This window comes from Streptomyces arenae (assembly GCF_022343545.1).
In the GTDB taxonomy this organism is placed as follows: Bacteria; Actinomycetota; Actinomycetes; order Streptomycetales; family Streptomycetaceae; genus Streptomyces; species Streptomyces humi.
Genome location: NZ_JAKQYH010000016.1, coordinates 38,043 through 61,307, shown reverse-complemented (window position 1 = coordinate 61,307; position 23,265 = coordinate 38,043). Strand labels below are relative to the sequence as shown.

General features: G+C 73.7%; 20 protein-coding genes. 7 read left to right on the top strand and 13 right to left on the bottom strand.

Translation table 11 applies throughout. The features are described from left to right. Positions 1-50: 50 nt before the first annotated feature. Positions 51-2,084: an MDR family MFS transporter gene (locus tag MB828_RS08730; protein WP_301647664.1), complete on the top strand. Its 2,034-nt coding sequence runs from the start codon at positions 51-53 to the stop codon at positions 2,082-2,084. Here the strand turns inward: MB828_RS08730 and MB828_RS08725 are convergent. Continuing rightward, positions 2,017-2,574 carry a GNAT family N-acetyltransferase gene (locus tag MB828_RS08725; RefSeq protein WP_301647663.1) on the bottom strand — a complete coding sequence of 186 codons (558 nt, stop codon included), beginning with the start codon at positions 2,572-2,574 and terminating at the stop codon, positions 2,017-2,019. The genes MB828_RS08730 and MB828_RS08725 overlap by 68 nt on opposite strands. Before the next feature lie 162 nt (positions 2,575-2,736). Between MB828_RS08725 and MB828_RS08720 the strand changes: the two genes are divergently transcribed. Together MB828_RS08720 and MB828_RS08715 are read left to right on the top strand one after the other, a co-directional pair. Then, the gene (locus tag MB828_RS08720; protein WP_301647662.1) at positions 2,737-3,384 is read left to right on the top strand and encodes a hypothetical protein; all 648 of its coding nucleotides are present in this window, start codon (positions 2,737-2,739) and stop codon (positions 3,382-3,384) included. 5 nt (positions 3,385-3,389) lie between these two features. After that, positions 3,390-4,175 (top strand): hypothetical protein, encoded by a 786-nt coding sequence (locus MB828_RS08715; protein WP_301647661.1) that lies wholly within the window; start codon positions 3,390-3,392, stop codon positions 4,173-4,175. Positions 4,176-4,187: 12 nt separating this feature from the next. Here MB828_RS08715 and MB828_RS08710 read toward each other — a convergent pair whose 3' ends face one another. Further along, the gene (locus MB828_RS08710; protein WP_301647660.1) at positions 4,188-4,622 is read right to left on the bottom strand and encodes a DUF1992 domain-containing protein; all 435 of its coding nucleotides are present in this window, start codon (positions 4,620-4,622) and stop codon (positions 4,188-4,190) included. Positions 4,623-4,725: 103 nt separating this feature from the next. On the opposite strand from MB828_RS08710, the gene MB828_RS08705 reads away from it, so the two are divergent. Further along, positions 4,726-5,115: an FHA domain-containing protein gene (locus MB828_RS08705; protein ID WP_046728356.1), complete on the top strand. Its 390-nt coding sequence runs from the start codon at positions 4,726-4,728 to the stop codon at positions 5,113-5,115. 26 nt (positions 5,116-5,141) lie between these two features. Here MB828_RS08705 and MB828_RS08700 read toward each other — a convergent pair whose 3' ends face one another. The 3 genes from MB828_RS08700 to MB828_RS08690 form a co-directional block, all read right to left on the bottom strand. Further along, positions 5,142-5,813 carry an O-methyltransferase gene (locus MB828_RS08700; protein WP_301647659.1) on the bottom strand — a complete coding sequence of 224 codons (672 nt, stop codon included), beginning with the start codon at positions 5,811-5,813 and terminating at the stop codon, positions 5,142-5,144. A 111-nt stretch (positions 5,814-5,924) separates the two neighbouring features. Next, positions 5,925-7,136 (bottom strand): DUF2330 domain-containing protein, encoded by a 1,212-nt coding sequence (locus MB828_RS08695; RefSeq protein ID WP_301647658.1) that lies wholly within the window; start codon positions 7,134-7,136, stop codon positions 5,925-5,927. Positions 7,137-7,496: 360 nt separating this feature from the next. After that, on the bottom strand, positions 7,497-8,882 hold the full coding sequence (locus MB828_RS08690) for an MFS transporter (RefSeq protein ID WP_133022163.1): 1,386 nt from the start codon (positions 8,880-8,882) through the stop codon (positions 7,497-7,499). Positions 8,883-9,260: 378 nt separating this feature from the next. Between MB828_RS08690 and MB828_RS08685 the strand changes: the two genes are divergently transcribed. Then, on the top strand, positions 9,261-11,291 hold the full coding sequence (locus MB828_RS08685; RefSeq protein WP_430381352.1) for a bifunctional glycosyltransferase 87/phosphatase PAP2 family protein: 2,031 nt from the start codon (positions 9,261-9,263) through the stop codon (positions 11,289-11,291). A gap of 126 nt (positions 11,292-11,417) precedes the next feature. Continuing rightward, the gene (locus tag MB828_RS08680; protein ID WP_301647656.1) at positions 11,418-12,899 is read left to right on the top strand and encodes a glycosyltransferase family 39 protein; all 1,482 of its coding nucleotides are present in this window, start codon (positions 11,418-11,420) and stop codon (positions 12,897-12,899) included. 146 nt (positions 12,900-13,045) lie between these two features. On the opposite strand, the gene MB828_RS08675 is transcribed toward MB828_RS08680, so the two are convergent. Further along, positions 13,046-14,215, bottom strand: coding sequence for a steroid 3-ketoacyl-CoA thiolase (locus MB828_RS08675; protein WP_301647655.1), 1,170 nt, complete (start codon positions 14,213-14,215; stop codon positions 13,046-13,048). A 260-nt stretch (positions 14,216-14,475) separates the two neighbouring features. Between MB828_RS08675 and MB828_RS08670 the strand changes: the two genes are divergently transcribed. Further along, entirely contained in the window at positions 14,476-15,711 is a 1,236-nt protein-coding gene (locus tag MB828_RS08670; protein WP_301647654.1) for a cytochrome P450, read from the top strand. Positions 15,712-15,815: 104 nt separating this feature from the next. On the opposite strand, the gene MB828_RS08665 is transcribed toward MB828_RS08670, so the two are convergent. The 7 genes from MB828_RS08665 to MB828_RS08635 all read right to left on the bottom strand — a co-directional run bounded on the left by MB828_RS08665 (position 15,816) and on the right by MB828_RS08635 (position 23,047). Next, positions 15,816-16,502 (bottom strand): YoaK family protein, encoded by a 687-nt coding sequence (locus MB828_RS08665; protein ID WP_301647753.1) that lies wholly within the window; start codon positions 16,500-16,502, stop codon positions 15,816-15,818. A 136-nt stretch (positions 16,503-16,638) separates the two neighbouring features. Further along, a complete protein-coding gene (locus tag MB828_RS08660; protein ID WP_301647653.1) occupies positions 16,639-17,052 on the bottom strand; it encodes a transglycosylase SLT domain-containing protein in 414 nt (137 codons plus the stop codon). A gap of 288 nt (positions 17,053-17,340) precedes the next feature. Continuing rightward, positions 17,341-18,150: an ECF transporter S component gene (locus tag MB828_RS08655; protein WP_046728348.1), complete on the bottom strand. Its 810-nt coding sequence runs from the start codon at positions 18,148-18,150 to the stop codon at positions 17,341-17,343. After that, positions 18,147-20,048, bottom strand: a complete 1,902-nt coding sequence (locus tag MB828_RS08650; protein WP_301647652.1) for an ABC transporter ATP-binding protein — start codon at positions 20,046-20,048, stop codon at positions 18,147-18,149. The genes MB828_RS08655 and MB828_RS08650 overlap by 4 nt, the downstream gene beginning before the upstream one ends. Further along, positions 20,045-21,217, bottom strand: coding sequence for an energy-coupling factor transporter transmembrane component T (locus MB828_RS08645; protein ID WP_301647651.1), 1,173 nt, complete (start codon positions 21,215-21,217; stop codon positions 20,045-20,047). Before MB828_RS08645 ends, MB828_RS08650 begins: the two co-directional genes overlap by 4 nt. Continuing rightward, positions 21,210-21,848 (bottom strand): SCO2322 family protein, encoded by a 639-nt coding sequence (locus tag MB828_RS08640; protein WP_430381351.1) that lies wholly within the window; start codon positions 21,846-21,848, stop codon positions 21,210-21,212. The genes MB828_RS08645 and MB828_RS08640 overlap by 8 nt, the downstream gene beginning before the upstream one ends. After that, positions 21,845-23,047, bottom strand: a complete 1,203-nt coding sequence (locus MB828_RS08635) for a prenyltransferase/squalene oxidase repeat-containing protein (protein ID WP_301647650.1) — start codon at positions 23,045-23,047, stop codon at positions 21,845-21,847. Before MB828_RS08635 ends, MB828_RS08640 begins: the two co-directional genes overlap by 4 nt. Between the last annotated feature and the right edge of the window lie 218 nt (positions 23,048-23,265).

Here is a 23,265-nt window from a genome sequence, read left to right as displayed (position 1 = left end):
GTGACACCGGCCACGATGGAGAATGGTTGACGCACCCCCGGGAGGTCTCCATGGCTGTGGACGCCACGCACGCGACGGCGAAGGACGCGGAACAGGTCCCCGGCGGTGTGCTGGTCCCGATCGGCGCGCTGCTGCTCGGGCTGCTGCTGGCCGCGCTGGACCAGACCATCGTGTCCACGGCGCTGCCGACCATCGTCAGCGACCTGGGCGGCCTGGAGCACCTGTCCTGGGTGGTCACCGCCTATCTGCTGGCCTCCACCGCCGCCACCCCCCTGTGGGGCAAGCTCGGCGACCAGTACGGGCGCAAGCGGCTCTTCCAGCTCGCGATCGTGATCTTCCTGATCGGGTCGGCGCTGTGCGGGATGGCCCAGGGCATGGGCGAGCTGATCGGCTTCCGCGCCTTGCAGGGGCTCGGCGGCGGCGGCCTCATGGTGCTGTCGATGGCGATCGTGGGCGACCTCGTGCCACCGCGCGAACGCGGCCGCTACCAGGGCCTGTTCGGTGCGGTCTTCGGCGCCACCAGCGTGCTCGGGCCGCTGCTCGGCGGGGTGCTCACCGAGCAGCTCAGCTGGCGCTGGGTGTTCTACGTCAACCTGCCGGTCGGCGTCGTCGCGCTCGCGGTGATCGCCGCCGCGCTGCACATCCCGCGCCGCACCGCCCACCACGTCATCGACTACCTCGGCACCGTCCTGATCGCCGCCGTCGCCACCTGCCTGGTGCTGGTCGCCTCGCTGGGCGGGACGACCTGGGCATGGGGTTCGGCGCGGATCGTCGGGCTCGCGGTGCTCGGGGTGGTCCTCGCCTTCGCCTTCGTCGCCGTCGAGCGGCGGGCCGCCGAACCCGTCCTCCCGCTGAAGCTCTTCGGCATCCGCACCTTCACGCTCGCCGCCCTGATGAGCTTCATCGTCGGCTTCGCGATGTTCGGCGCGATGACCTACCTGCCGACCTTCCTCCAGGTCGTGCACGGCATCTCGCCGACCCTGTCGGGCGTGCACATGCTGCCGATGGTGGTCGGCCTGCTGCTGTCGTCCACGCTCTCCGGCCAGGTCGTCAGCCGCACCGGCCGCTGGAAGGTGTTCCCGGTGGCCGGCACCGCCGTGACCACGATCGGGCTGCTGCTGCTCCACCGGCTGGACGAACACAGCCCGACCGCCGAGATGAGCGGCTACTTCTTCGTCTTCGGCCTGGGCCTCGGCCTGGTCATGCAGGTGCTCGTGCTGATCGTGCAGAACTCCGTCTCGTACGAGGACCTGGGCGTCGCCACCTCCGGCGCGACCTTCTTCCGCTCGATCGGCGCCTCCTTCGGGGTCGCCATCTTCGGTTCCGTCTTCGCGAGCCGCCTCGCCGACAAGCTGGCGGGCGCCTTCCGGGGCGTGCACCTCCCGCCGGGCGTCTCCCCGGGCGCCCTCAAGGCCGACCCGCGCGGCATCGCCGCGCTGCCGCCCGCGCTGCGCCCGGCGGCCCTGCACGCGTACGCGTCCTCGATCACCGACGTCTTCCTGTACGCGGCACCGGTGGCCGCCCTCGGCTTCGTGCTGGCCTGGTTCCTCAAGGAGGACCGGCTGCGCGGCTCGGTCACCGCGCCGGACGCCTCGGAGACCCTCCCGCCCAATCCGGTGCAGCGGTCGTCGTACGACGAGTGCTGCCGGGCCCTGTCGCTGCTCGGGACGCGCGAGGGGCGCCGGGAGGTCTACCGGAAGATCAACGAGCGGGCCGGGGTGGACCTGCTGCCCGCGGCCGGCTGGCTGCTGCTGCGGATCCGCAGGTACGGCTCGGTGGAGCCCGGGCAGCTCGCCGAGCGCGGGGCCGTCCCGCTGACCGTGGTGCTGGAGGGCGCCCGGCAGCTGGAGGAACGGCGCCTGGTGGACCGGCTCGGTCTCGACCTGACCGCGACCGGGCAGGGCCGGGAGATCGCGGAGCGGCTCGCCAGGGCACGTGAGGAGTCCCTGGCCGAACTCCTCGGCGACTGGTGGGGCCCGGACCGCCCCACCGACCTGGACCGCCTGGTGCGGGAGCTCACCGACGAGCTGTGCGGGGCCGAACGTGAGCAGCCCCAGAATCCGGCGGCCCGGCGGGCCGGTTGACGAGTTCCTTGCGGAACCAGTGCCCGGCGTAGACGTCGTCGTTGTGCGGCTCGGTCTCGGCGTAGCCGAGCCGCGCGTACAGGGCGCGGGCCTCCACCAGGTCGGAACGGGTGTCCAGCACCATGCGTGCGGCGCCCAGGGCACGGGCCGCGTCCTCGGCCGCCGTGACGAGGAGCGCGGCACCGCCCCGGCCGCGCCGGCCCTCGGCCACGAACACCCGGGTGAGTTCGGCGGTGCCCGGACCGAGCAGCCGGACACCGGCGGTGCCGGCCGGCTCGCCCTCGTACCGTGCGATCAGCAACCGGCCGGTGGGCGGGGCGAGTTCGGATCCCGTGCGGGCCGCGATCTCGCGTTCCAGCTCGGCCGGGTCGGTGCGCCGGTCCTCGTGCAGCAGGTACCAGCGGTCGCTGACCTCGGTGTAGTACGCCCGCCACAGGGCCGTCGCGGCGGGCGAGTCAGGTGGTTCCGGGGTGATCGTCCAGGAGGTCATGACCCGTATCCCAGGCCGCACCGGGCCGACCGCGCAACCGGATATCGGTGACCTCGGGGCATCGGGCGGCCGCCGGGAAGTACCGCCCGCTGTTTGCGGAGCGCGGTCCGGGTCACCCGGAGAGTGAGCCGGCCCGTCGGGCCGAGACACCGGAAGGCAACCATGTCCACAGGCTTGATCATCGCGATCGTGATCGTGGCCGCCGTGGTCGTAGTCGCGGCCGTACTGGCCATGCGCTCGCGGAACAAGGGCCCGGGAGGCCTGAAGCGGCGCTTCGGACCCGAGTACGAGCGGACCGTGGCCGAGCACGGCGGTGACACCAAGGCGGCCGAGCGCGAGCTCGCCGAGCGCCTGGAGCGCCACGGCGACCTGCACGAAAGGCCCCTGGAACCGGCGGAGCGCGAGCGTTACGCGGCTCGCTGGACGACCGCACAGGAGCACTTCGTCGACTCGCCCCGCGAGTCCGTGACCGAGATCGACCGGCTGCTCGCCGAAGTGGCCGCCGCCCGTGGCTTCCCGGCCGGCGCCGAGTACGAGGACCAGGTCGCCGCGCTCTCCGTGCACCACGCCGACCACGTCGACGGTTACCGCCGTGTCCACCGCGCCGCCGTGGCGCCCGTGGGCGGCGCCCCCCAGACCCAGGCCGGTACCGAGGAGATGCGCAGGGCCATGATCGAGGCCCGCTCCCTCTTCGAGGACCTGGTCACCTCGTCCACCGGTGAGCACGGCCGCCACCGCGCCGGTGTCGGGGCCGACACCGGCGGCCACATGCCCTGGTCCGCCGACCGGAGCCGTCCGAAGGAGAGCTGACCGACATGACCGACGCGAGGACAGGACCGGGCCGCCGTCCGGCGGGCGGCGAGGCGTATCCCGGCGGCGAGCCGCTGCCGGACCGCGAGGAGCAGACCACCGACTGGGGCGACGCCTCCGTCAGCGGTGTCACCCCCGGACAGGAGGAGACGGCACCGGAACGCACCGGCCGCCACGACGACGGCCGCACGGGCGCCGGGGAGTCCGGCCCGGCCGTACTGGTGGCCGGCGACGGCCCGGGCCACGAGACGGACGCGGGACGCGCGAACGACCCGGGCCGTGGGACGGTCGCGGGTGCCGGAGCGGACGCCGGGCGCGGGACGGTCGCGGGGCCCGGAGCGGACGCCGGACGCGAGACGGTCGCGGGTGCCGGGCGCGGGACGGTCGCGGGGCCCGGAGCGGACGCCGGACGCGGGACGGTCGCGGGTGCCGGAGCGGACGCCGGACGCGGGACGGTCGTGGGGCCCGAGGGGACCGCGGCGCGGGAGACGGACGCCGGGGCGAACGGTGAGCGGCTGATCCCGAACGAGGAGTGCGGTCAGCTGGAGCAGCGGCTGCACCACGCCGTCGCCGGTTTCGTCGACGAGCCGCGCGCGGCCGTGGAGGAGGCCGACCGGGCCGTCGAGGAACTCAGCGCCCGCCTCACCGACGCCGTCGAGCGCCGCCGCCGCGCCCTGCGCGGCAGCTGGCAGGCGGACGGCGGCGACCGGCCGGGCACGGCCGACACCGAAAAGCTCCGGCTGGCCCTGCGCGACTATCGCGAACTCGCCGACCGGCTGCTGCACATCTGAGTCAGGACCGCATCACGCCTGCGGGTCCGGTCCCGCAGGCCCCGCCGCCGCCCGGCGCTCCCGCCACTCGCGTACGACCTCCTCGACGTCGTACGGCTTCTTGCCCAGCGGGGGCCCGGGCGGCGGTTTGAACATCATGTCGCGGATCCTGACGTTCACCTCCGTGATGATCTTCCGGACGATCCGCTCCGAAGGTGCCGCCAGAGCCGCCGCGAGGGCGTCCTCGGCCTCCTTGCGCAGCGCGAGCGTCGGCGGCAGCATCGCGAGCCCTTCGCGGGCCATCTTCCGCTTGACCCACCACAGTTCGTCGTAGGACGTGTCCAGGACCGCCGGCAACGGCCGCCCCGCGCCCGGCAGTTCGTCGAACTCCCCGCGCCGCTGGGCATCTCGGATCTGCTTGTCGACCCAGGACTCGAACGGTACCCCGGGTGGCTTTCGCTCGGTCATGACACCATTGTGCCGGACGCGGATCCGCCGGGCGTTTTATCATGCGGCCGAGACCCAGCAGGGATCTCAGGGAAGACCCAGGAACCGCGCAGGGGGAACGCACGTGCTCGAACTCACCATGGCCTCCGTATCCGGGGAGACGGGCGAAACGGCCGGAATGCTCATGGCCGACGCACCCAGCGACCCGGGTGCCGTGCTGCGGGTGGGCCGCGACGCCTCCGTCTGCCGGCTCGCCACCCCCGACGACTGGCTGTTCGTCTCCCGGGTGCACCTGGAGTTCCTGTGCGGGACCGAGGGCGGCTGGCAGGTCACCTGGCTGCGCGGCTCCCAGGCGGAACCCTCCTCCGAGGTGCTGCTGAAGGTCGGGGAGTACGCCCAGGCCATCACCTACGGCGGCACGGTCGCGCTGCCGCGGGGCGGCTCCGGCGAGATCGTCGTCCGGGACCGCACCGCCCCGCGCAGCGTCAACGTGGGCTTCTACCACGAGGGTTGACCGGGGCGAGGGCCGGTAACGGCCGGTCAGGCCAGGACGCGGGCCAGGGCGAAGCCGTCGTACCCCTTGCTGCCGACCGTCTGGATCGCCGTGCCGCTCAGCCTCGGGTGCGCGGCGATCAGCTCGATCGCGGCACGGGTGCCGACCACGTCCGGCTCGGCACTCCCGGCGTCCACGACCCGGCCGCCGCGCACCACGTTGTCGACGACGATCAGGCTGCCGGCCCGGGTGAGTCGCAGCGCCCACTCCACGTAGTGCGGGTTGTTGGCCTTGTCGGCGTCGATGAAGACCAGGTCGAAGGGGGCCGGGTTCTCGTCGGCGAGCTTGGGCAGCGACTCCAGGGCGGGCCCGACCCGCACCTCGACGAGCCGGTCCAGACCGGCGCGGGCGATGTTGCGGACCGCCACCTCGGCGTGCCGGGCGTTGTACTCAAGCGAGACCATCCGGCCGTCGGCGGGCAGCGCCCGTGCCAGCCAGATGGTGCTGTACCCGCCGAGGGTGCCGATCTCCAGGATGCTGTGGGCGTCCTGGATCTGCGCGAGGAGCTGGAGGAGCTTTCCCTGGTTGGCGGTGACGCTGATGTGCGGCAGCTCGTTCGCCTCGCTCTCGCGCAGGGCCGCCTGGAGCGCCTCGTCGTCCGGTGACAGATGGCTGGTGAAGTAGAAGTCGACGTCGTCCCAGAGCTGAGAGCCGCTCATGCGTCCGCTGCCTTTCGCCTGTCCAGGAGGCTGTCCCCTGACAGCCACCTGGATAGCACTACTGAGACGGCCGCCGCCACGGTGATCCACCGCCCCGGCGGCGGCCGGAACTCAGCCGATCGGCGCAGGGGGCTGCGGCGGCTGCGGCGGCTGCCCAGGGGGCTGTGCCGGTGGCGGCGGCTGAGTGGGCGGTGGCTGAGTGGGCGGTGGCGGCCCGGCGGGCGGTGGCGGCGGTACCGGACGGCGGGAGCGCCGTACCGCGGCCAGCGACATGACCGTGACGACCAGCAGCAGCGCGCCGCCCACCGTCGCCAGCCAGGCCGGGACGCCCGCCACCGTGCTCAGCCGGTCCGTGTAGACGACCTGCTGGAACGGCGTGTCGGAGGCCGCCCGCCGCAGCACGTGGTCGCCGGAGATCCGGGACGGGTACGGGAACTCCTGGCCGATCGCCGTCAGGTACGGGGTGCCGGTGGCGAGCTCGCGCAGGACACCGGCCGGACGGCTGAGCCGGCCGGCGTAGACGACCCGGGGGCGTTCGCCGCCGATCGCGGTGCGCGGCTCCATACGGTGCGCGGCGAGGACGTACAGGCCCAGCGACTGCGGGGTGGCGGCGAGCCTGGACAGCCGCATCGGGTAGACCGGCCGGTCGCTGGCGAACGCGAGGCGCAGGGGGTCCAGGGCGCCGTGCAGGGTGGTGTTCGCGGTCTCGGGGGCGAGCTTGACGGCTACGTACTCCCAGCGCTCGGCGACGTACGGGGCGAGGGCGCCGCTCAGCCGGGGCGGGAGCGCGAAGCCGTTGCCGCGCAGCCAGCCGTCCAGGGCGCCGGGGTCGGTGGCGGTCAGCTGGGCCACGTCGAAGGGGCCGAGCCGCTGGCGCTCGACCACGCCGACGCCGGGGGGCTGGGCGCCGACGCCGGGCGGGACCGGTGAGGTGGCGCCGCCGGTGGTCAGCGGCCAGTCGCCGTCCGCGGGCCAGAAGTGGTGGCGGGTGCGGTGCACCGGGGCGGTGAGGGTGTGCAGCTGGTCGAAGAGGGCCGGGTCGGCGAGGGTGACCGTGGCGCGGTGCGGGACGGGCATGATCCAGGCGGCGCGGTCGGCGTCGCCGTCCACCGTCAGGCGCATCACGATCTGCTCGCGGGTGCCGTCCCAGCGCAGCACCGACTCCTCCCGGCCGACGGTGACCTGCCGGGTGGCGTCGGGCACCAGGGCGCCGCAGGCGCAGGCGTACGCGGGGGCGGCGAGGGAGCCGAGCTGGAGGGCGGCGAGGACGAGCAGGACCGCGAGTAAACGTGTGCGTCGGCGGGGTCGCCGCTGGCCGCTCATGAACCGATGCCCTCCGCTGCCGTCGAACAGGACTTCAGACGGTATAGCGGAGGGCGTGGTTCCGGGGCCGTTCCGTACAGCTACCGCCTGGCGACCGAGGGTACGGACGGGGCGGTCGGTTGGTTCGAAGGGGCTGGTGAAAGGGGCTGGGGGAAGGTGGTCGGCCGGTGGGTCGGTCGGGTGCGGGCCGGTGGGTCGGTCGGGTGCCGGCCCGGTGGGGGCTGGTCGCGCAGTTCCCCGCGCCCCTTCGGGGCGCGTTCAGCGGGCGCGTCTGCGGGGGTGTGTCCTGCGCGGGGCGTGTCCTGCGGGGGTGTGTCCTGCGCGGGGTGTGTCCTGCGGGGCGCGTCTGCGGGGTGTGTTTCAGTGGGGCTGTTCGATCGACGGGGCCGAGCCCGGCAGCGGCTTTCCGGCCGTCTCCGACATACGCCAGGCCGCGAAGCCGCCGATCACCGCCGCCGCCATCATGTAGTAGGCGGGCATCATCATGTTGCCGGTCGCCCCGATCAGGGCCGTCACCACCAGCGGGGTCGTGCCGCCGAAGAGGGAGACCGAGACGTTGAAGCCGATCGACAGGGAGCCGTAGCGGACCCGGGTCGGGAAGAGGGCCGGGAGGGCCGCCGGCATCGCCGCGGTGAAGCAGACCAGGAGCAGGCCCAGGGCGCCCATGCCGAGGCCGACCGCGAGCAGGCTGCCCTGGCGGATCAGCAGCAGCGCCGGGACGGACAGGGCGAGGAAGCCCGCGCAGCCCGCGGCGATGACCGGACGGCGCCCCACACGGTCGGTGAGCGCTCCGGCGAACGGCTGGACGATCATCATCAGCGCCATCACACCGAGGACGACCAGCAGGCCGTGCGTCTCGTCGTACTTCAGCTCGCTCGTCAGGTAGCTCGGCATGTACGACAGCAGCATGTAGTCCGTGACGTTGAAGACCAGGACCAGGGCCATGCACAGGAGCAGGGCCTTCCACTGGCCGGTGATCATCTCGCGCAGCGGGACCTTCGGGCGGGACTGCTCGGCCTTCGCCACCTCCGCCGCGAACGCCGGGGTCTCCTCCAGGCGCATCCGCAGGTAGAGGCCGACGATGCCCATCGGGCCCGCGATCAGGAACGGGACGCGCCAGCCCCAGGACGTCAGGTCGTCGGAGGACAGCAGTGCCGTCATGAGGGTCACCAGGCCGGCGCCGCCGATGTAGCCGGCCAGCGTGCCGAACTCCAGCCAGCTGCCGAAGAAGCCGCGCTTCTTGTCCGGCGCGTACTCGGCGATGAACGTGGACGCGCCCGCGTACTCGCCGCCGGTGGAGAAGCCCTGCACCAGGCGGGCGGCGAGGAGCAGGACGGGGGCGCCGACGCCGATCGCCGCGTAGGAGGGGATCAGGCCGATCGCGAAGGTGCCCGCCGCCATCATGATCATGGTCACGGCGAGGACCTTCTGGCGGCCCACGCGGTCGCCGAGCGGTCCGAAGACCATGCCGCCGAGCGGCCGCACCAGGAAGGCCGCGGCGAAGGCGCCGAACGTGGAGAGCAGCTGGGCGGTGGGGCTCCCGGACGGGAAGAAGACCTTGCCCAGCGTCACCGCGATGTAGCTGTAGACGCCGAAGTCGAACCACTCCATGGCGTTGCCCAGCGCGGCCGCCTTCACGGCGCGTTTCACCAGCGCGGGGTCGGTGACCGTGGGCGCGGGTGCCGGCGCGGCCGGACGGGGGCCGGGGACCTTGAGGGACGGGGTGACGGCTGTGACGGTCGCCAAAACGGGGCTCGCCTACCTTTCGACGGGGACGGGGCGCGGCCCGTACGGCGCCGGACGGGTCGGAAAGCGACGATAGGAGCACTTGGTGCCGTTACGTCGCGTACGCGAGTAGCTGCACTGTGCAGCTAAATACGCTGTATGCAGGGGCGTATGCCCGCTCGCGGAGCCTCATGCGGGCCGCGCACTGTGATCCTTCTCGCGCTCCGCCGGCGCAACCGGGTCCCGTACCGCCGTCTTCAGGTCGTCTTCGGGACAAAACGCGGGCGGCTGTCAGGTGAGGAGGGGGTTGCCCGCGTCCTCCTCAGGCGGGGGTGGGAGCCTCAAGGGGTTCTCGGAGCAAACGAGTGAACGCCGGACGGGGCGGGAGGCCGACGGGGCGTGGCGAAGGTGGAGCACGGCGGACGACCGGAGGAAGCAGTCATGGGGGCCGGGGCCGGGGCCCGGCTCAGAGCCGCCCGGCTCGGCCTGTGGGCGGTGGCGGCCGTGCTCGCCGTACGGCAGCTGGCCGTGGTGCTCGCCACCCCCAGCGGGCAGCGGCTGACCGACCTGGAGACCTGGGTCGGCCCCGGCGGCGTGCTGCACGTCAAGGGATCGCTGTACGACTCGACGACGTTCACGGGCACGCCGTTCGGCGGACTGGCGCTCAAGCCGCTCACCAAGGCCGCCCAGCAGGCCCTCGGCTGGGGCTGGACCTTCGGCACGCTGCTGCTGGTGGTCGCCCTCGGCCTGGTCGCCGCGCGGGCGCTGCCCCAGCCGGTGAGCCGTCGTACCTCGCTGCTGGCCACCCCCGTCGCCATCAGCCTGCTGATGCTCTCGCTGCCGGTCCGCAACACCCTCTGGCTCGGCCAGACCAGCATCATCCCGGTGCTGCTGGTGCTGCTCGGCTGCTTCACCGCCCGCGGGCAGCGCGACGGCGGCCTGTGCGTCGGCCTGGCCGCCGCGCTCCAGCCCGCCCTGCTGCTGTTCGCCCCGCTGCTGTGGTTCACCGGCCGCCGCCGGGCCGCCCTCGCCGCCGGCCTGACCTTCGCCGCGTGCACGGCACTGGCCTGGGCGGCGATGCCGCACGACTCGTACACCTACTGGATCCACCACATCGCGGGCACCGGGCTCGGCGGCGCGGCCGACGCGCTCGCCAACCAGTCGCTGCACGGCGCCCTGCTGCGGCTCGGGCTGAGCGGACCGCTGGAGACCGTGCTGTTCCTGGCGCTCGCCGCGGTCGTGGCCGGCGTCGCGCTGCGCCGCGCGGTGCGCTACGCCCGCGACGGACAGCTGCTCCTCGCGGTCGCGATCACCGGCTGCGCGGTGGTGGCGGTGTCGCCGACCGCCTGGCAGCACCAGCTGCTGTGGGTGCTGCTGGCGGTGGTCGGACGGGTCGGCAGGCGGGCCGCGGACCAGTACCTGTGGCCGGTCGCGGTGGTCCTGGTGGTGACGCTGCCGACGGAGATGCTGCTGCCGAACGTGTCCGCGCTGTACTCCCTGCGCGACAACCTGGTGCTGCTCGCCGCGCTCGCCGCGGCCACCGCCGTGCCGTTCCTGTCGACCGCCTCGCCGTACTACCGCTCACCGGTGCCCACCCGGTACGCGGCGCCGGCCGCGGCCCGCTGGTCCCGGGTACCGCTGCTGCCGTTCTGGCGCAGGGCGCTCACCCGGCCCAGCCTGCTGCTCGAACTGCTGCTGATCCGGGTCTGCTACGCCGCGTACTCCTCCGTGCGGACCGCCGCGGGCGGCGGCCGGGCCGTCGCGGAGCGGCACGGGCACCAGGTCCACGCGCTCGAGAAGGCCCTCCACGTCGACATCGAGCAGTGGGCCAACCACGCCGTGGTCCGGGTGCCGTGGCTGGAGCGCTTCCTCGGCTTCTACTACGAGTCGTTCCACTTCGTGGTGCCCCTGACGGTACTCGGCGTGCTCTACGCCCGGCGCCCCGCCGACTACCGGTGGGCGCGCACCTCGCTCGGCATCGCCACGCTGCTCGGCCTGCTCGGCTTCTGGCTCTACCCGCTGGCCCCGCCCCGCCTGATGCCGGGGCTCGGTTTCGTCGACACCGTGCACGGCGTCCAGAACTTCAGCAAGCCCGACTACGGCGCGATGACCGAGGTCACCAACCAGTACGCGGCCATGCCCTCCCTGCACTTCGGCTGGTCGCTGTGGTGCGGTGTGGTCATCGCTGTGCTGGCGCCCAGATGGTGGCTGAAGGCGCTCGGGCTGCTGCATCCGCTGTTCACCGTGTGCGCGATCGTCGGGACGGCCAACCACTGGGTTCTCGACGCGGTCGGCGGCGCCACGGTGGTGGCCGCGGGGTTCGCGCTGACGTACCTGCTGTCGGGACCGCGCCCCGGCCCGGCGGCCGGGGCGCCCGCCGACCGCGACGGCGGTGAACCGGTACCACGTCCGGTACGAACAGCGGTGTGAACCGCCGACCCGGAACCACCCGTCCATTCCGCCCCGATCACGGACGCCTCGACCACCCCGATCACAGACGCCTCGACCACCGAGGAGCAGACCATCAGCCGGCGCACGGATCTCCTGCCGGCCCCCGTGGCCGGAACGCCCCCGCCGACGCCCGCGCGCGCTCGCCCGGCGCCGGCGGCCGGCGCCGTCCCGGCCGTCGCCGCCGTGGTCCTGGGGCTCTGGGGCATCGGCCGCCGGAACAGCATGTGGCGCGACGAATCGGTCACCTACCAGGTCGCCCACCGGTCCCTGGGGGAGCTGTGGCACCTGCTGCACCACATCGACGCCGTGCACGGGTTGTACTACCTCCTCATGCATGCCGTCTTCGCCGGCTGGGACGGAGGCCTGCTCGCCCTGCGGCTGCCCTCGACGGTGGCGACGGCCCTGGCGGCGGCCGGGGTCGGGCTGACCGGTGCCCGCCTGGCCGGTGCCCGGGCCGGAATGCTCGCCGGGCTGGTGTTCGCGGTGCTGCCGGCGACCCAGCAGTACGCGCAGGAGGGCCGCTCGTACGCGCTGGTCACCGCAGGTGTCACCGGGGCGACGTACCTCCTGCTGCGGTCCGTCGAAGCGGTGGGGCCCGGCCGCCGCTGGTGGACGGCGTACGCCCTCGTCCTCGGACTGGCCTGCTGGCTGCACGAGTTCGCCGCGATGGCGGTGGTGGCCCACGGGCTGACGCTGTGGTGGTCGCGGGTGCCCCGTGCGATATGGCGGCGCTGGCTGGTCGCCTCGGCCGCGGTGCTGGCGGGCGTTCTGCCGCTGGCCGTGGTGAGCGCCGGGCAGGCCGGCCGGCAGCTCGGCTGGCTCGGGCGGCCCGGCGTGACGGCCTGGCTGGGGTTCCTGCTGATCGCCGCGGCCGGGGTGGCGCTCTGCCGGTTCCCCGCCGGGGGACCGGAGGGCACGGGGCCGGTCGCGCTGACCGCGCTCGCCCTGCCGCTGCTGATCGCACCGGCCGGTCTCCTGATGACCGTCTCCCTGGTGAAGCCGTGGTACGTCGACCGGTACGTCCTGTACGGCATGGTGGGGCTGGCGCTGCCCGCCGGGGCCGCGCTCGACCGGGCGTTGGCGGAACGGCACCGGCTGGCACCCGCCGCCCGCGCGCTGACCGCCCTGCTCCTCACCGCCGTCGCGGTCGCGGTGCTGCTGCCGTGGTCACTGTCGGTGCGCTCACCGGGGAGCCGCAAGGACGACGTGGTCGCCGTCGTGCACGCCGTCGAGCGGACCGCGCGCGCGGGGGACGGGGTGCTGTTCATGCCCGCCAGGCGCCGTGAGTGGCTGTTGTCGTACCCGTCCGTCTACGGCCGCCTCGACGACCTGGCTCTGGCCGGGTCGCCGCGCGCGTCCGGCACCCTCGAAGGCGTCGAACTGCCCGCGGCCGGCATTCGGAGGCGCATCCTGGCGTCCCGGCGCATCATCGCGCTGACCGACCCCGTCGGCCAGCCGCTCGACCCCTTCCCCCAGGAGGAGGTCAAACGGCGGACGCTCGGGGCCGGCTTCCAGGTGTGTTCCCGAATGGAGCTGCACGGTGCCCGTGTCGTCGTGTACGCCCGTTCCGGGCACTGCGCCGGCTGATCCGAACTCGACTGGGTTTCGGGCCAGTTCGAATGTCTCTTGTCCCGCGGACGCGGGAGGGCAGTCGGGTGTACCACCGCCGGGGGAGCGGTGGTCGGCCCGTCGGTGCGCTGCCCGGGCGGGCCGCGTCCGGCGGGCCCGGTCCGCTACAGCCGCTGGATGATCGTCCCGGTCGCGAGGCCGCCGCCGGCGCACATCGTGACCAGGGCGAACTCCTTGTCCGCGCGCTCGAGTTCGTGCAGCGCGGTGGTGATGAGCCGGGCGCCGGTGGCCCCCACCGGATGGCCGAGGGCGATCGCGCCGCCGTTGACGTTGACCTTGTCCAGGTCCTGCCCGAAGACCCGGGCCCAGCTCAGCACCACCGACGCGAACGCCTCGTTGATCTCGACCAGGTCGATGTCCTTCAGGGTCATGCCCGCCTTGCCGAGCACCGTCCGGGTGGCGTCGATCGGGCCGTCGAGGTGGAAGTGCGGGTCGGCGCCGACCAGCGCCTGGGCGACGATCCGGGCCCGGGGGCGGAGCTTCAGCGCCCGCGCCATCCGCTTCGACGCCCACATGATCGCGGCCGCCCCGTCGGAGATCTGCGAGGAGTTGCCCGCGGTGTGGACCGCGGTGGGCATGACCGGCTTCAGGCCCGCCAGCGCCTCCGCCGACGTGTCGCGCAGCCCCTCGTCCTTGTCGACGAGCCGCCACATGCCCTGCCCGGCGTGCTGCTCCTCCTCCGTCGTCGGCACCTGCACGGCGAAGGTCTCCCGCTTGAAGCGCTCCTCGGCCCAGGCGTGCGCCGCCCGCTCCTGCGAGAGCAGCCCGAGCGCGTCGACGTCCTCCCTGGTCAGGCCCCGGTTGCGGGCGATGCGTTCGGCGGCCTCGAACTGGTTGGGCAGGTCGACGTGCCACTCGTCGGGGAACGGCTTGCCCGGCCCGTGCTTCGAGCCGGAGCCCAGCGGCACCCGGGACATCGCCTCGACCCCGCAGCTGATCCCGACGTCGATGACCCCGGCGGCGATCATGTTGGCGGTCATGTGCGAGGCCTGCTGCGAGGAGCCGCACTGGCAGTCGACGGTGGTGGCCGCGGTCTCGTACGGCAGCCCCATGGTCAGCCAGGCCGTGCGCGCGGGGTTCATGGACTGTTCGCCGGCGTGGGTCACCGTGCCGCCGACGATCTGCTCGACGGCGTCGGCGGGGATGCCGGTGCGGCCGAGGAGTTCACGGTAGGTCTCGCCCAGCAGGTAGGCGGGATGCAGATTGGCCAGCGCGCCACCGCGCTTGCCGATGGGGGTGCGTACGGCTTCGACGATCACGGGTTCCGCGGCCATGGGGGCTCGGTCCTCTCCTCGGTCACCCGCGCGGCGCAGGGGCGTCCCGGCCCGGCCCGCCACGCAGAACTAGAACGCGTACTAGTTCTGTGTGCAGTCTGCTGACAGGCTGTCCGCAACCGCAAGGGGCTTGCGCGCAATTGGGGCGACCGTGCCTCTTGCGACTTGTAGAACTCGTTACTACCGTCACGGCAACCGTCATTTTCTGACGGATCGTCAGAATGTTTCTCAGGCCTGTACACGGTGGGAGTGAGCCGCCCATGCCCTGTCCCGCGCTGCCCGACGGGTTCGACCTCACCGACCCCGACCTGCTCCATCACCGGGTGCCGCTCCCGGAGTTCGCCGAACTGCGCCGGGCCGAACCGGTCCGCTGGATCGAACAGCCGCACGGCCTCGCCGGGTTCGCCGACGACGGCTACTGGGCCGTCACCCGGCACGCGGACGTCAAGTACGTCTCCACGCACCCGGAGATCTTCTCGTCCTGGCTCAACACGGCGATCATCCGCTTCGGCGAGCACATGCAACGGGACGCGATCGACGCCCAGCGGCTGATCCTGCTCAACATGGACCCGCCGGAGCACACCCGGGTCCGCCAGATCATCCAGCGCGGATTCACCCCGCGCTCCATCCGCGCCCTGGAGGAACGGCTGCGCGCCAGGGCCGGGGCGATCGTCGAGGCGGCCCGCGCCCACTTGGGCCCCTTCGACTTCGTCACCGAGGTCGCCTGCGAGCTCCCTCTCCAGGCGATCGCCGAACTGATCGGCATCCCGCAGGACGACCGGGCCAAGATCTTCGACTGGTCCAACAAGATGATCTCGTACGACGACCCGGAGTACGCGATCACCGAGGCGGTGGGCGCCGAGTCGGCCACCGAGCTGATCGCCTACGCGATGAACATGGCCGCCGACCGCAAGCAGTGCCCGGCCAAGGACATCGTCTCCACGCTGGTGGCGGCGGAGGACGAGGGCAACCTGAACTCCGACGAGTTCGGTTTCTTCGTGCTGATGCTCGCGGTGGCCGGCAACGAGACCACCCGCAACGCCATCACGCACGGCATGCACGCCTTCCTGACCCACCCCGGGGCCTGGGACCTCTACAAGCGCGAGCGCCCGGCGACCACCGCCGAGGAGATCGTCCGCTGGGCCACCCCCGTCAACTCCTTCCAGCGCACCGCCACCCAGGACACCGAACTGGGCGGTAAGCACATCCGCAAGGGCGACCGGGTCGGCGTCTTCTACGCCTCCGCCAACCACGACCCCGAGGTCTTCACCGACCCGGACACCTTCGACATCACCCGCGACCCCAACCCCCACCTCGGCTTCGGCGGCGGCGGCCCGCACTACTGTCTCGGCAAGTCCCTGGCCGTCCTCGAGATCGACCTGATCTTCAACGCGATCGCCGACGCGATGCCGGACCTGCGGCTGGTCGGCGACCCGGACCGGCTCCGCTCGGCGTGGATCAACGGCGTGAAGCACCTGAGCGTCACCACGGCTTGACCCCTCCCGACGCGGGCCGACGGCTCCCGGCGCCGCCGGCCCGTCCCGAGGGAGGCAGGAGCAACCCCCCTACGCCCCGTTCCTGCCTCCCCCGAGGCGTCGCCTCACTCCCGCCCCGACGCGGCCACCGTGAACACCCCGGAGACCGCCGCCGCCACGAGCAGCGGAATGCCCAGGCCGTGGTGGAGGACCAGGAACGCGCCCAGTACGGCACCGGCGATCAGGGCGAGGACCGCGGCCGCACGGCGCGGGGAGCGGCTGCTCGTGGCGTCGCCGAACCGGGACTCGGAGACCAGCCCGGTCAGGGTCGTCGTCAGGACCGTGGTCGCCGTGAGGTCGGGCACGCCCAGCTTGCGGACGTTCGCGTTGCGCAGGCCCATCGCGAAGGCGGTCAGCGCGATCAGGGGGTACGTGGTCGCCGTGCCGTCCGGCAGGGCGAAGGCCAGCGCGGCGGACCCGGCCAGCAGGGCCGCCTCCGCCGCCAGGATCACCCGCGTCCAGGTCCGCCGGGAACCGCCGCCGAACCGGCCCGCGACCCGGCCGCCCAGCGTCGCGCCCGCGACGAAACAGGCGAGGGAGGTCGCGGAGCGCGCGACGGAGAACCCGGGTGCGCCGGCGGTGGCGAAGCCGAGGATCACGATGTTGCCGGTCATGTTGGCGGTGAAGACGTGCCCCAGGCCGAGGTAGCTCACCGCGTCGATCAGGCCGCTCACCGTCATCAGTGCCAGCAGCACGACCACCAGCCGCACGCCGCGGGTCTCGGGATCGCGGTTCGGGGTCGCCGCGGACATCGCTCCTCCGGGGGTGTGGCGCGGGGCCGGGTGGCTCCGGGCGACCAGTCCACCACGTCCGGACATGCGTCGGCACCCTCGCCCCGGGAGGAGGGGGGCGAGGGTGCCGGAGTGCGGGGGAGAGGCGCCGGGCGGCTCAGTACCAGCCGTTGGCCTGCCAGAAGCTCCAGGCGGCGGTCGGGCTGCCGTAGCGGGAGTTCATGTAGTCCAGGCCCCACTTGATCTGGGTGGCCGGGTTGGTCTTCCAGTCGGAACCCGCGGATGCCATCTTCGAGCCCGGCAGCGCCTGGACCAGACCGTAGGCGCCGGAGGACGAGTTGGTGGCGGAGGGGTTCCAGCCGCTCTCGTGCGAGACGATCTTGCTGAACGCGCTGAACTGCGCGGCGTCCGGAATCATCTTGTGCGCGATCGCCTGGGCGGAGGAGGCCGAGCCGGTGGCGGCCTGGGCGGGCGCCGCGCTCAGTGCCATACCGGCGGTGGCGGCGGCCACGGCGGCGGCGGTGAGGACCTTCTTCGGGGAAGCGATGCGGCGGATGATGTTCGCGGACACGGAGAACCTCGTTCGTCGGGGGCAGGGGGTCGCCGTGCTCCGGAAGCCGGTGGTGCCTGGCGACGTCGTCCAGAGAAACAGGCCGGAAACCTGTCCGCAATCACCCCTTTTACTAGTTGTGGCCGCATAGCGGGTGATGGTGCGCTGTGTGACGTGGCTCTCAAGCCGCAGGTCGGAGGGGGTGTGGAAACGGACATACCGGAAAAGGGTGGCTACTGTTCCGGATCGTAGGTGACGTGCGTCATGTGGGGTGCTTCACCGGTCCGGTCACCCCGCGCCCACGACGCCTCACGCACCGGGACCGTCGAATGTGACCGCGGTCTCGAAGGCGGCCCGCCTCGTCGCCCGGCGCAGCGCCCGCAGCAGGGCCGGGCCGAGGAGGAGGGTCAGCACGACCGTGCACAGGGCCCGGCCCAGGTTCCAGCCCATGGCGGTGGCCAGGCTGTAGGCGAGGAAACGGGCCAGGTTGGCGGCGGCCCCGGCGTGCGGATCGAAGGCGATGTCCGAGGAGGTACCGGACAGCAGCGGCCAGCCGGCCAGGTCCACGACCATGCCGTAGGCGAACGCGGCCGCGAACCCGTAGCCCGCGAGCAGGACGAGCTCCGCCCGCCCCCGCAGCCGCACCGGCCCCGGCAGCAGCCCGGCCCCCATCGTGAACCAGCCCATCGCCAGCATCTGGAACGGCAGCCACGGCCCCACCCCGCCGGTGAGCAGCGCCGACGCGAACATGGTGAGCGAGCCCAGGGTGAACCCGAAGCCCGGTCCGAGCACCCGCCCGCTGAGCACCATCAGGAAGAACATCGGCTCGATCCCGGCGGTGCCCGCGCCGACCGGCCGCAGCGCCGCCCCGGTCGCGGCCAGCACACCGAGCATGGCGACCGCCTTCGGACCCAGCCCGGACTCCGAGATCGTCGCCGCCAGCACCGCGACCAGCAGCACCAGCAGCCCCGCGAAGAGCCAGGGCGCGTCCTGGGCGTGCGAGGCGATCCGGGAGGTGGGCGGGGCGAGGAAGGGCCAGCCGATCGCGACCACGCCGACGGCACTGACGAGCAGCAGCGCGGCGAGGGAGCGGGGGCCGAGCCGGACCGGACCGCTCACGCCGACGCCTCCGGCTGTGCCTCGGTCTGTGTTGCCTGGGTCTGTGCCTGAGCCTGTGTCTCCGTCTGTGCCTGAGCCTGTGTCTCCGTCGGTGCGTCCGCCAGGGCCTCGCGGACCTGGGCCACCGTGAGCCATCGCTGCGGGGCGAGCACCTTCGTCACCTGCGGGGCGAAGGACGGCGAGGAGACCACGATGTCGTCCGTCGGTCCGTCCGCGATCACCTCGCCGTCCGCCAGCAGCACCACCCGGTGCGCGATCTCGGCGGCCAGCTCCACGTCGTGGGTGGCCAGCACGATCGCGTGCCCGTCGGCGGCGAGCGCGCGCAGCACGCCCACCAGCCGGGCCTTCGCCGCGTAGTCCAGGCCCCGGGTCGGCTCGTCCAGCAGGAGCAGCGGCGGCCGGGCGGTCAGTACGACGGCCAGCGCGAGCGCCAGCCGCTGCCCCTCGGACAGATCCCGCGGATGCGTGCCGTCGGCGACCCCGGGCAGCAGCCCGGACACCAGCTCCCGGCAGGTCCCGGGCGCCGCCCCGGCGTCCCGGTCGGCGGCCGCGCACTCGGCGCCGACCGTGTCGGCGTACAGCAGGTCACGGGGTTCCTGCGGCACCAGCCCGACCAGGCGTACGAGGTCACGCGGGCGGCTGCGGTGCGGGACGGCGCCGCCGACCCGGAGGCCGCCCGCGCTCGGCGTGACGAGCCCGACCAGGGCGCCGAGCAGGGTGGACTTTCCGGCGCCGTTGCGTCCCATGAGCGCGACCGTCTCACCGGGCGCGACCGTGAGGTCGACCCGCCGGAGCGCGTCGATCCCCTCCCGCCGCACGGCGAGCCCCCGCACCTCGGCCGCCGGCTCCGCAGCCCCGCCGGCCGGCCCCTGGTGAGGGACCCGCGCCCGCCGGGCCTCCGGGGCCCGCCCGCCGAGCCGGTTCAGAACCCGCAGGGCAAGCGACGCCGGGGCGGTCCCGGGAGGCTGATCGGTGACGTGCTTCGGCTGATCGGCGATGTGCTTCGGCTGCTCGGTGGCGTGCTTCGGCGTCCGCTCGGCGGGCCGGTGCGGGACTCGCGTGCTGTGCTGCCGCGGGGACCGGTCGGTGAGGCGGTCGCGCAGTGCGGCGGCCCGGCGGCGGGCGTCGCGCACCGTCATCGGCAGCGGGGTCCAGCCGGCCAGCCGGCCCAGCTCCACCACCGGCGGACACACCGGGGACACGGCCATCACCTCGGCGGGGGTGCCGGTCACCGGCGCCGCTCCCGCACCCGGCAGCAGCACCACCCGGTCGGCGTACTGCACCACCCGCTCCAGCCGGTGCTCCGCCATGAGGACCGTCGTCCCCAGGTCGTGCACCAGCCGCTGGAGCACGGCCAGCACCTCCTCCGCGGCCGCCGGATCCAGTGCCGAGGTCGGTTCGTCCAGCACCAGGACCCGGGGATGCGGGGTGAGCACCGAGCCGATCGCGACCCGCTGCCGCTGCCCGCCCGAAAGCGTCGCGATCTGCCGGTTCCGCAGCTCGGCGAGCCCCAGGAGATCTAGGGTCTCCTCCACCCGGCGCCGCATCACGGCCGGTGCGATCCCCAACGACTCCATTCCGTAGGCGAGTTCGTCCTCGACCGTGTCGGTCACGAAGTGGGCGAGCGGATCCTGCCCCACCGTGCCCACCACGTCGGCGAGTTCACGTGGTGGGTGGGTGCGGGTGTCCCGGCCCGCGACCGTCACCCGGCCGCGCAGGGTGCCGCCGGTGAAGTGCGGCACCAGTCCGCTCACGGAGTTGAGTACCGTCGACTTGCCGGTCCCGGACGGCCCCACGAGCAGGACGAGTTCACCCTCCGGCACCTCGAAGTCGATGCCCTGGACGGCCGGCCGGGCGGCGTCCTCGTACGTCACGGAGACATCCTCGAAGCGGATCACGACGGCTCCTCCTTCGGGTCCTTCAAAACGATCAGGGCGGGCAGCAGCCCGAGCAGTACGGCGGCCGCCGGCCACAGTGGAAGCGTCGGGGCGACCAGCGGTACGACCCCGGGACGCAGCGCGTCCGGATCGCGGGCCCCGGCGAGCGTGAGCAGCCCGGCGACGGCCGCCCCCGCCCCGGACACCAGCCAGGCCCGCGCGTCCCAGGGATCCGGCCGGTAGCGGGTCCGCAGCGAACGGCGGCCGCCCAGCCGCAGTCCCGCCAGCGCGGCCCCGACCCCGGCCAGCAGCAACGGCAGTCCGTAGCCGCCGCCCTCCGCGGTGAGCAGCCCGTACGTGCCCGCGCACACCCCGAGCAGCCCGCCGAGGGTGAGCGCGGCCGTCGTACGGCGGACCCGGTCCGGTACGTCGGCGCTGCGGCCGTAACCGCGCGCGTCCATCGCGGCGGCGAGCGCGACCGAACGCTCCAGAGCCCCCTCCAACACCGGGAGTCCCACCTGGAGCAGCCCGCGGAACCCCGAGTCGGGGCGGCCGCGCAGCCTCCGGGCGGCCCGCAACCGCTGGGCGTCGGCGATGAGATGCGGCGCGAAGGTCAGCGCGACGACCACGGCCACCCCCATCTCGTACAGGGCCCCGGGCAGCGACTTCAGCAGCCGGGCCGGATGGGCGAGGGCGTTCGCGGCACCGACGCAGATCAGCAGGGCGGCGATCCTGAGACCGTCGTACAGGGAGAAGACGAGCCCCTCGGCGCTGACCCGGCCGCCGAGCCGGATGCCCTGGGCCCAGTGGGGGAGGGGAACTTCGGGAAGGGTGACGAGGGTGTGCGAACCGGGGACGGGCGAGCCGAGCACCACGGTGAAGGCGAGGCGCACGACCAGCACGGCGAGGGCGAGCCGGGCGAAGGCACCGTAGGAACGGGACCACGGGGACGAGGTGCGGCACGCGGCCACGACGTACCCGGTCACCGTGACGAGGAGGGCGAGGAGCAAGGGGTTGGAGGTACGGGACGCGGCCACCCCGAGCGACAACGACCAGACCCACCAGGCACCGGGGTGCAAGTGACCGGGGCGACCGTGGCGCCCCTTCAGGGGCGCGGGGCTGTCGCCCTCAGCGGCTCCGCCGCGAGGCGCGATCAGCCCCCGCGCGCCCGCACGGTCACTGTCACGCATTCTTCCGCCGCCGCGCCTGCCAGAACGCCCCCGCCGCCAGCAGCACGACCACCCCCGCCCCGGTCAGCAGCCCCACCGACGGCCCGCTGTCCGGCTTGCCTCCCGCCGTCGCCGTCACCTGCTCCCCGCACCCCTTCGCGGGATACCCGGCGATGGCGCACAGCAGGGCGTTCGTGTCGTACCGCAGCGGCTTCGCCACCGCGGCCAGCGCCTCCGCCGACGTCGCGTCGCCGGACACCACCGCGCACGCCGTACGGCGCGCCGGCGGCCTCTCACCCGACGGCGCGTCCGCCGGTGTACCGAAGTCGAGGACCAGCGCGACCCGCTTCTTCCCCCGGACCGCGTCCGTCCCGGCGCAGATCGTGCTGAAGCCGGCAGCCCCGCGGGGCCGCGACGCGTCGCCCGAGTCCTCGCTCACCGCGAAGCGGAACCCCTCCACCGTGCCGTCCGCCGGCCGCGCCGTGGCCGGACCCTGCGTGGCGTACGTCCACCGTGTGCCGTCCCGCTCCCAGAAGGACCAGTAGCGGTAGCCGGCGGCCTGCGCCTGCCCCGCCGAACACAGGACCAGCAGGACGCCGAGGGCCGGCAGCAGGGTCAGGAGCAGCGGCTGCGCACGGCGGCCCGCCGTCACGGCTGCTGCTTCCGGCGGCCGCTGAACAGGAAGCCGATGCCGATGCCGGCCACCAGACCCGTGCCGACGATCCACCAGACGCCGGCGCCCGACGACGTCCGCTCCTCGGTGTGGGCCGCGGCCGTCCGCGGCGCCGGCCCGGTCGCGGCGAGCGACGCCACCAGATCCGTACCGCCGAAGTCACGCGGGTTCGCGCCCATCGCGTGCGCGGCGAAGACCAGTTCGGCGTAGGCCGCGGGCCCGCTCAGCTTCGCCCACGGCGTGGCATGGGCCGCCAGCCAGGCGTACGGCTTCCTCGCCTGCTCCGTCCAGCCCTGCGCGGCCAGCGCGACGACCGCGTCGGCGGTGTTGCCGTAGTCGGGCTGCGGCGCGGCACCGGCGAGCGCGGAGACCAGGTAGCCCTTGGCGGCCAGGGTGTCCGTCAGGTAGGCGGCGCCGTTGCGCGCCACCTCCGTCCGCGTCAGCGCCTTGCCGGAGTCGGCGCAGGCAGGACCCCGCGCCGAGGCCTTCCCGGCGGTCGTCACGAACCCCTTGCCGAGTGCGGCCAGCACCCCGGCCGCGGTCGCGTCCGCGTTGGCGGCGAGCCCGCCCTTCTTGTCCGGCTGGTAGGCGAGCCCGCCGCCGCCGTCCTGGTCGCAGCGGACGGACCACTTCGACAGCAGGTCGTACGGCGTCCGGTCGGCCCGCGCGCCGGCCGCGGTGAGCGCGCCGACGACGACGGACGTCGAGTTGGTGTCGCTGCCGCCGCCGGGCGTGTAGCTCCAGCCGCCGTCCGTGTTCTGCACGGACTTCAGCCAGGTCACCGCCTTGCCGACGGCGTCGTCGTGGCCGCCGACCGCCTTCAGGGCCTGGACGGCGGCCGCCGTGCTGTTCGTGTCGACCGTCACCTTGGCGTCGCACGCGGCCGTCGGCTCGGCCCGGAACGCGGCGAACGAGCCGTTCGCGCACTGCTGCCCGGTCAGCCAGTCCACCGCCTTCGCGGCCGGGGTCACCCCGACCGTGCGCTGGGCGAGCAGGGCGAGGGACTGCCGCCAGACACCGTCGAACTTGGGGTCCGCGCTGCCGTACAGCCCCGAGGGGCGGACCGTCGAGGCGGACGGGGACGGGGTGCCGGCGGCCAGGGCGGCCGTCGCGGGCGTGGCCGCGCCGATGACGGCGGTGGCCGCCAGCACCGCGGCGCTGCGGCGGAGGACGTTCATGATCGGCGGCTGCCTCTCCCTGCTCGGGAGCCGGGCAGCGCGGGACACCCCGGCGGCTCGGCTCCGTGACCTCGACGGTGCCGTGTGCCGACGGACGCCGGCACACCTGAGCCGTGCAACGTCCCGAGCGGGGTGGTCCGGCTTGCCACACGGTGGCTCACGGACAGGGGTCTCCCCGGTTCGAGCGAAGCCGAGAATCGGGGAAGGGTCAGCGCCGG

Coding starts and splice junctions, on each gene's coding strand:
- MB828_RS08700 (WP_301647659.1), bottom strand. CDS start 5,813: ATGAGCGGCTCTCAGCTCTGGGACGACGTCGACTTCTACTTCACCAGC.
- MB828_RS08665 (WP_301647753.1), bottom strand. CDS start 16,502: ATGTCCGCGGCGACCCCGAACCGCGATCCCGAGACCCGCGGCGTGCGG.
- MB828_RS08720 (WP_301647662.1), top strand. CDS start 2,737: ATGTCCACAGGCTTGATCATCGCGATCGTGATCGTGGCCGCCGTGGTC.
- MB828_RS08715 (WP_301647661.1), top strand. CDS start 3,390: ATGACCGACGCGAGGACAGGACCGGGCCGCCGTCCGGCGGGCGGCGAG.
- MB828_RS08695 (WP_301647658.1), bottom strand. CDS start 7,136: ATGAGCGGCCAGCGGCGACCCCGCCGACGCACACGTTTACTCGCGGTC.
- MB828_RS08675 (WP_301647655.1), bottom strand. CDS start 14,215: ATGGCCGCGGAACCCGTGATCGTCGAAGCCGTACGCACCCCCATCGGC.
- MB828_RS08645 (WP_301647651.1), bottom strand. CDS start 21,217: ATGCGTGACAGTGACCGTGCGGGCGCGCGGGGGCTGATCGCGCCTCGC.
- MB828_RS08670 (WP_301647654.1), top strand. CDS start 14,476: ATGCCCTGTCCCGCGCTGCCCGACGGGTTCGACCTCACCGACCCCGAC.
- MB828_RS08710 (WP_301647660.1), bottom strand. CDS start 4,622: ATGACCGAGCGAAAGCCACCCGGGGTACCGTTCGAGTCCTGGGTCGAC.
- MB828_RS08725 (WP_301647663.1), bottom strand. CDS start 2,574: ATGACCTCCTGGACGATCACCCCGGAACCACCTGACTCGCCCGCCGCG.
- MB828_RS08635 (WP_301647650.1), bottom strand. CDS start 23,047: ATGAACGTCCTCCGCCGCAGCGCCGCGGTGCTGGCGGCCACCGCCGTC.
- MB828_RS08730 (WP_301647664.1), top strand. CDS start 51: ATGGCTGTGGACGCCACGCACGCGACGGCGAAGGACGCGGAACAGGTC.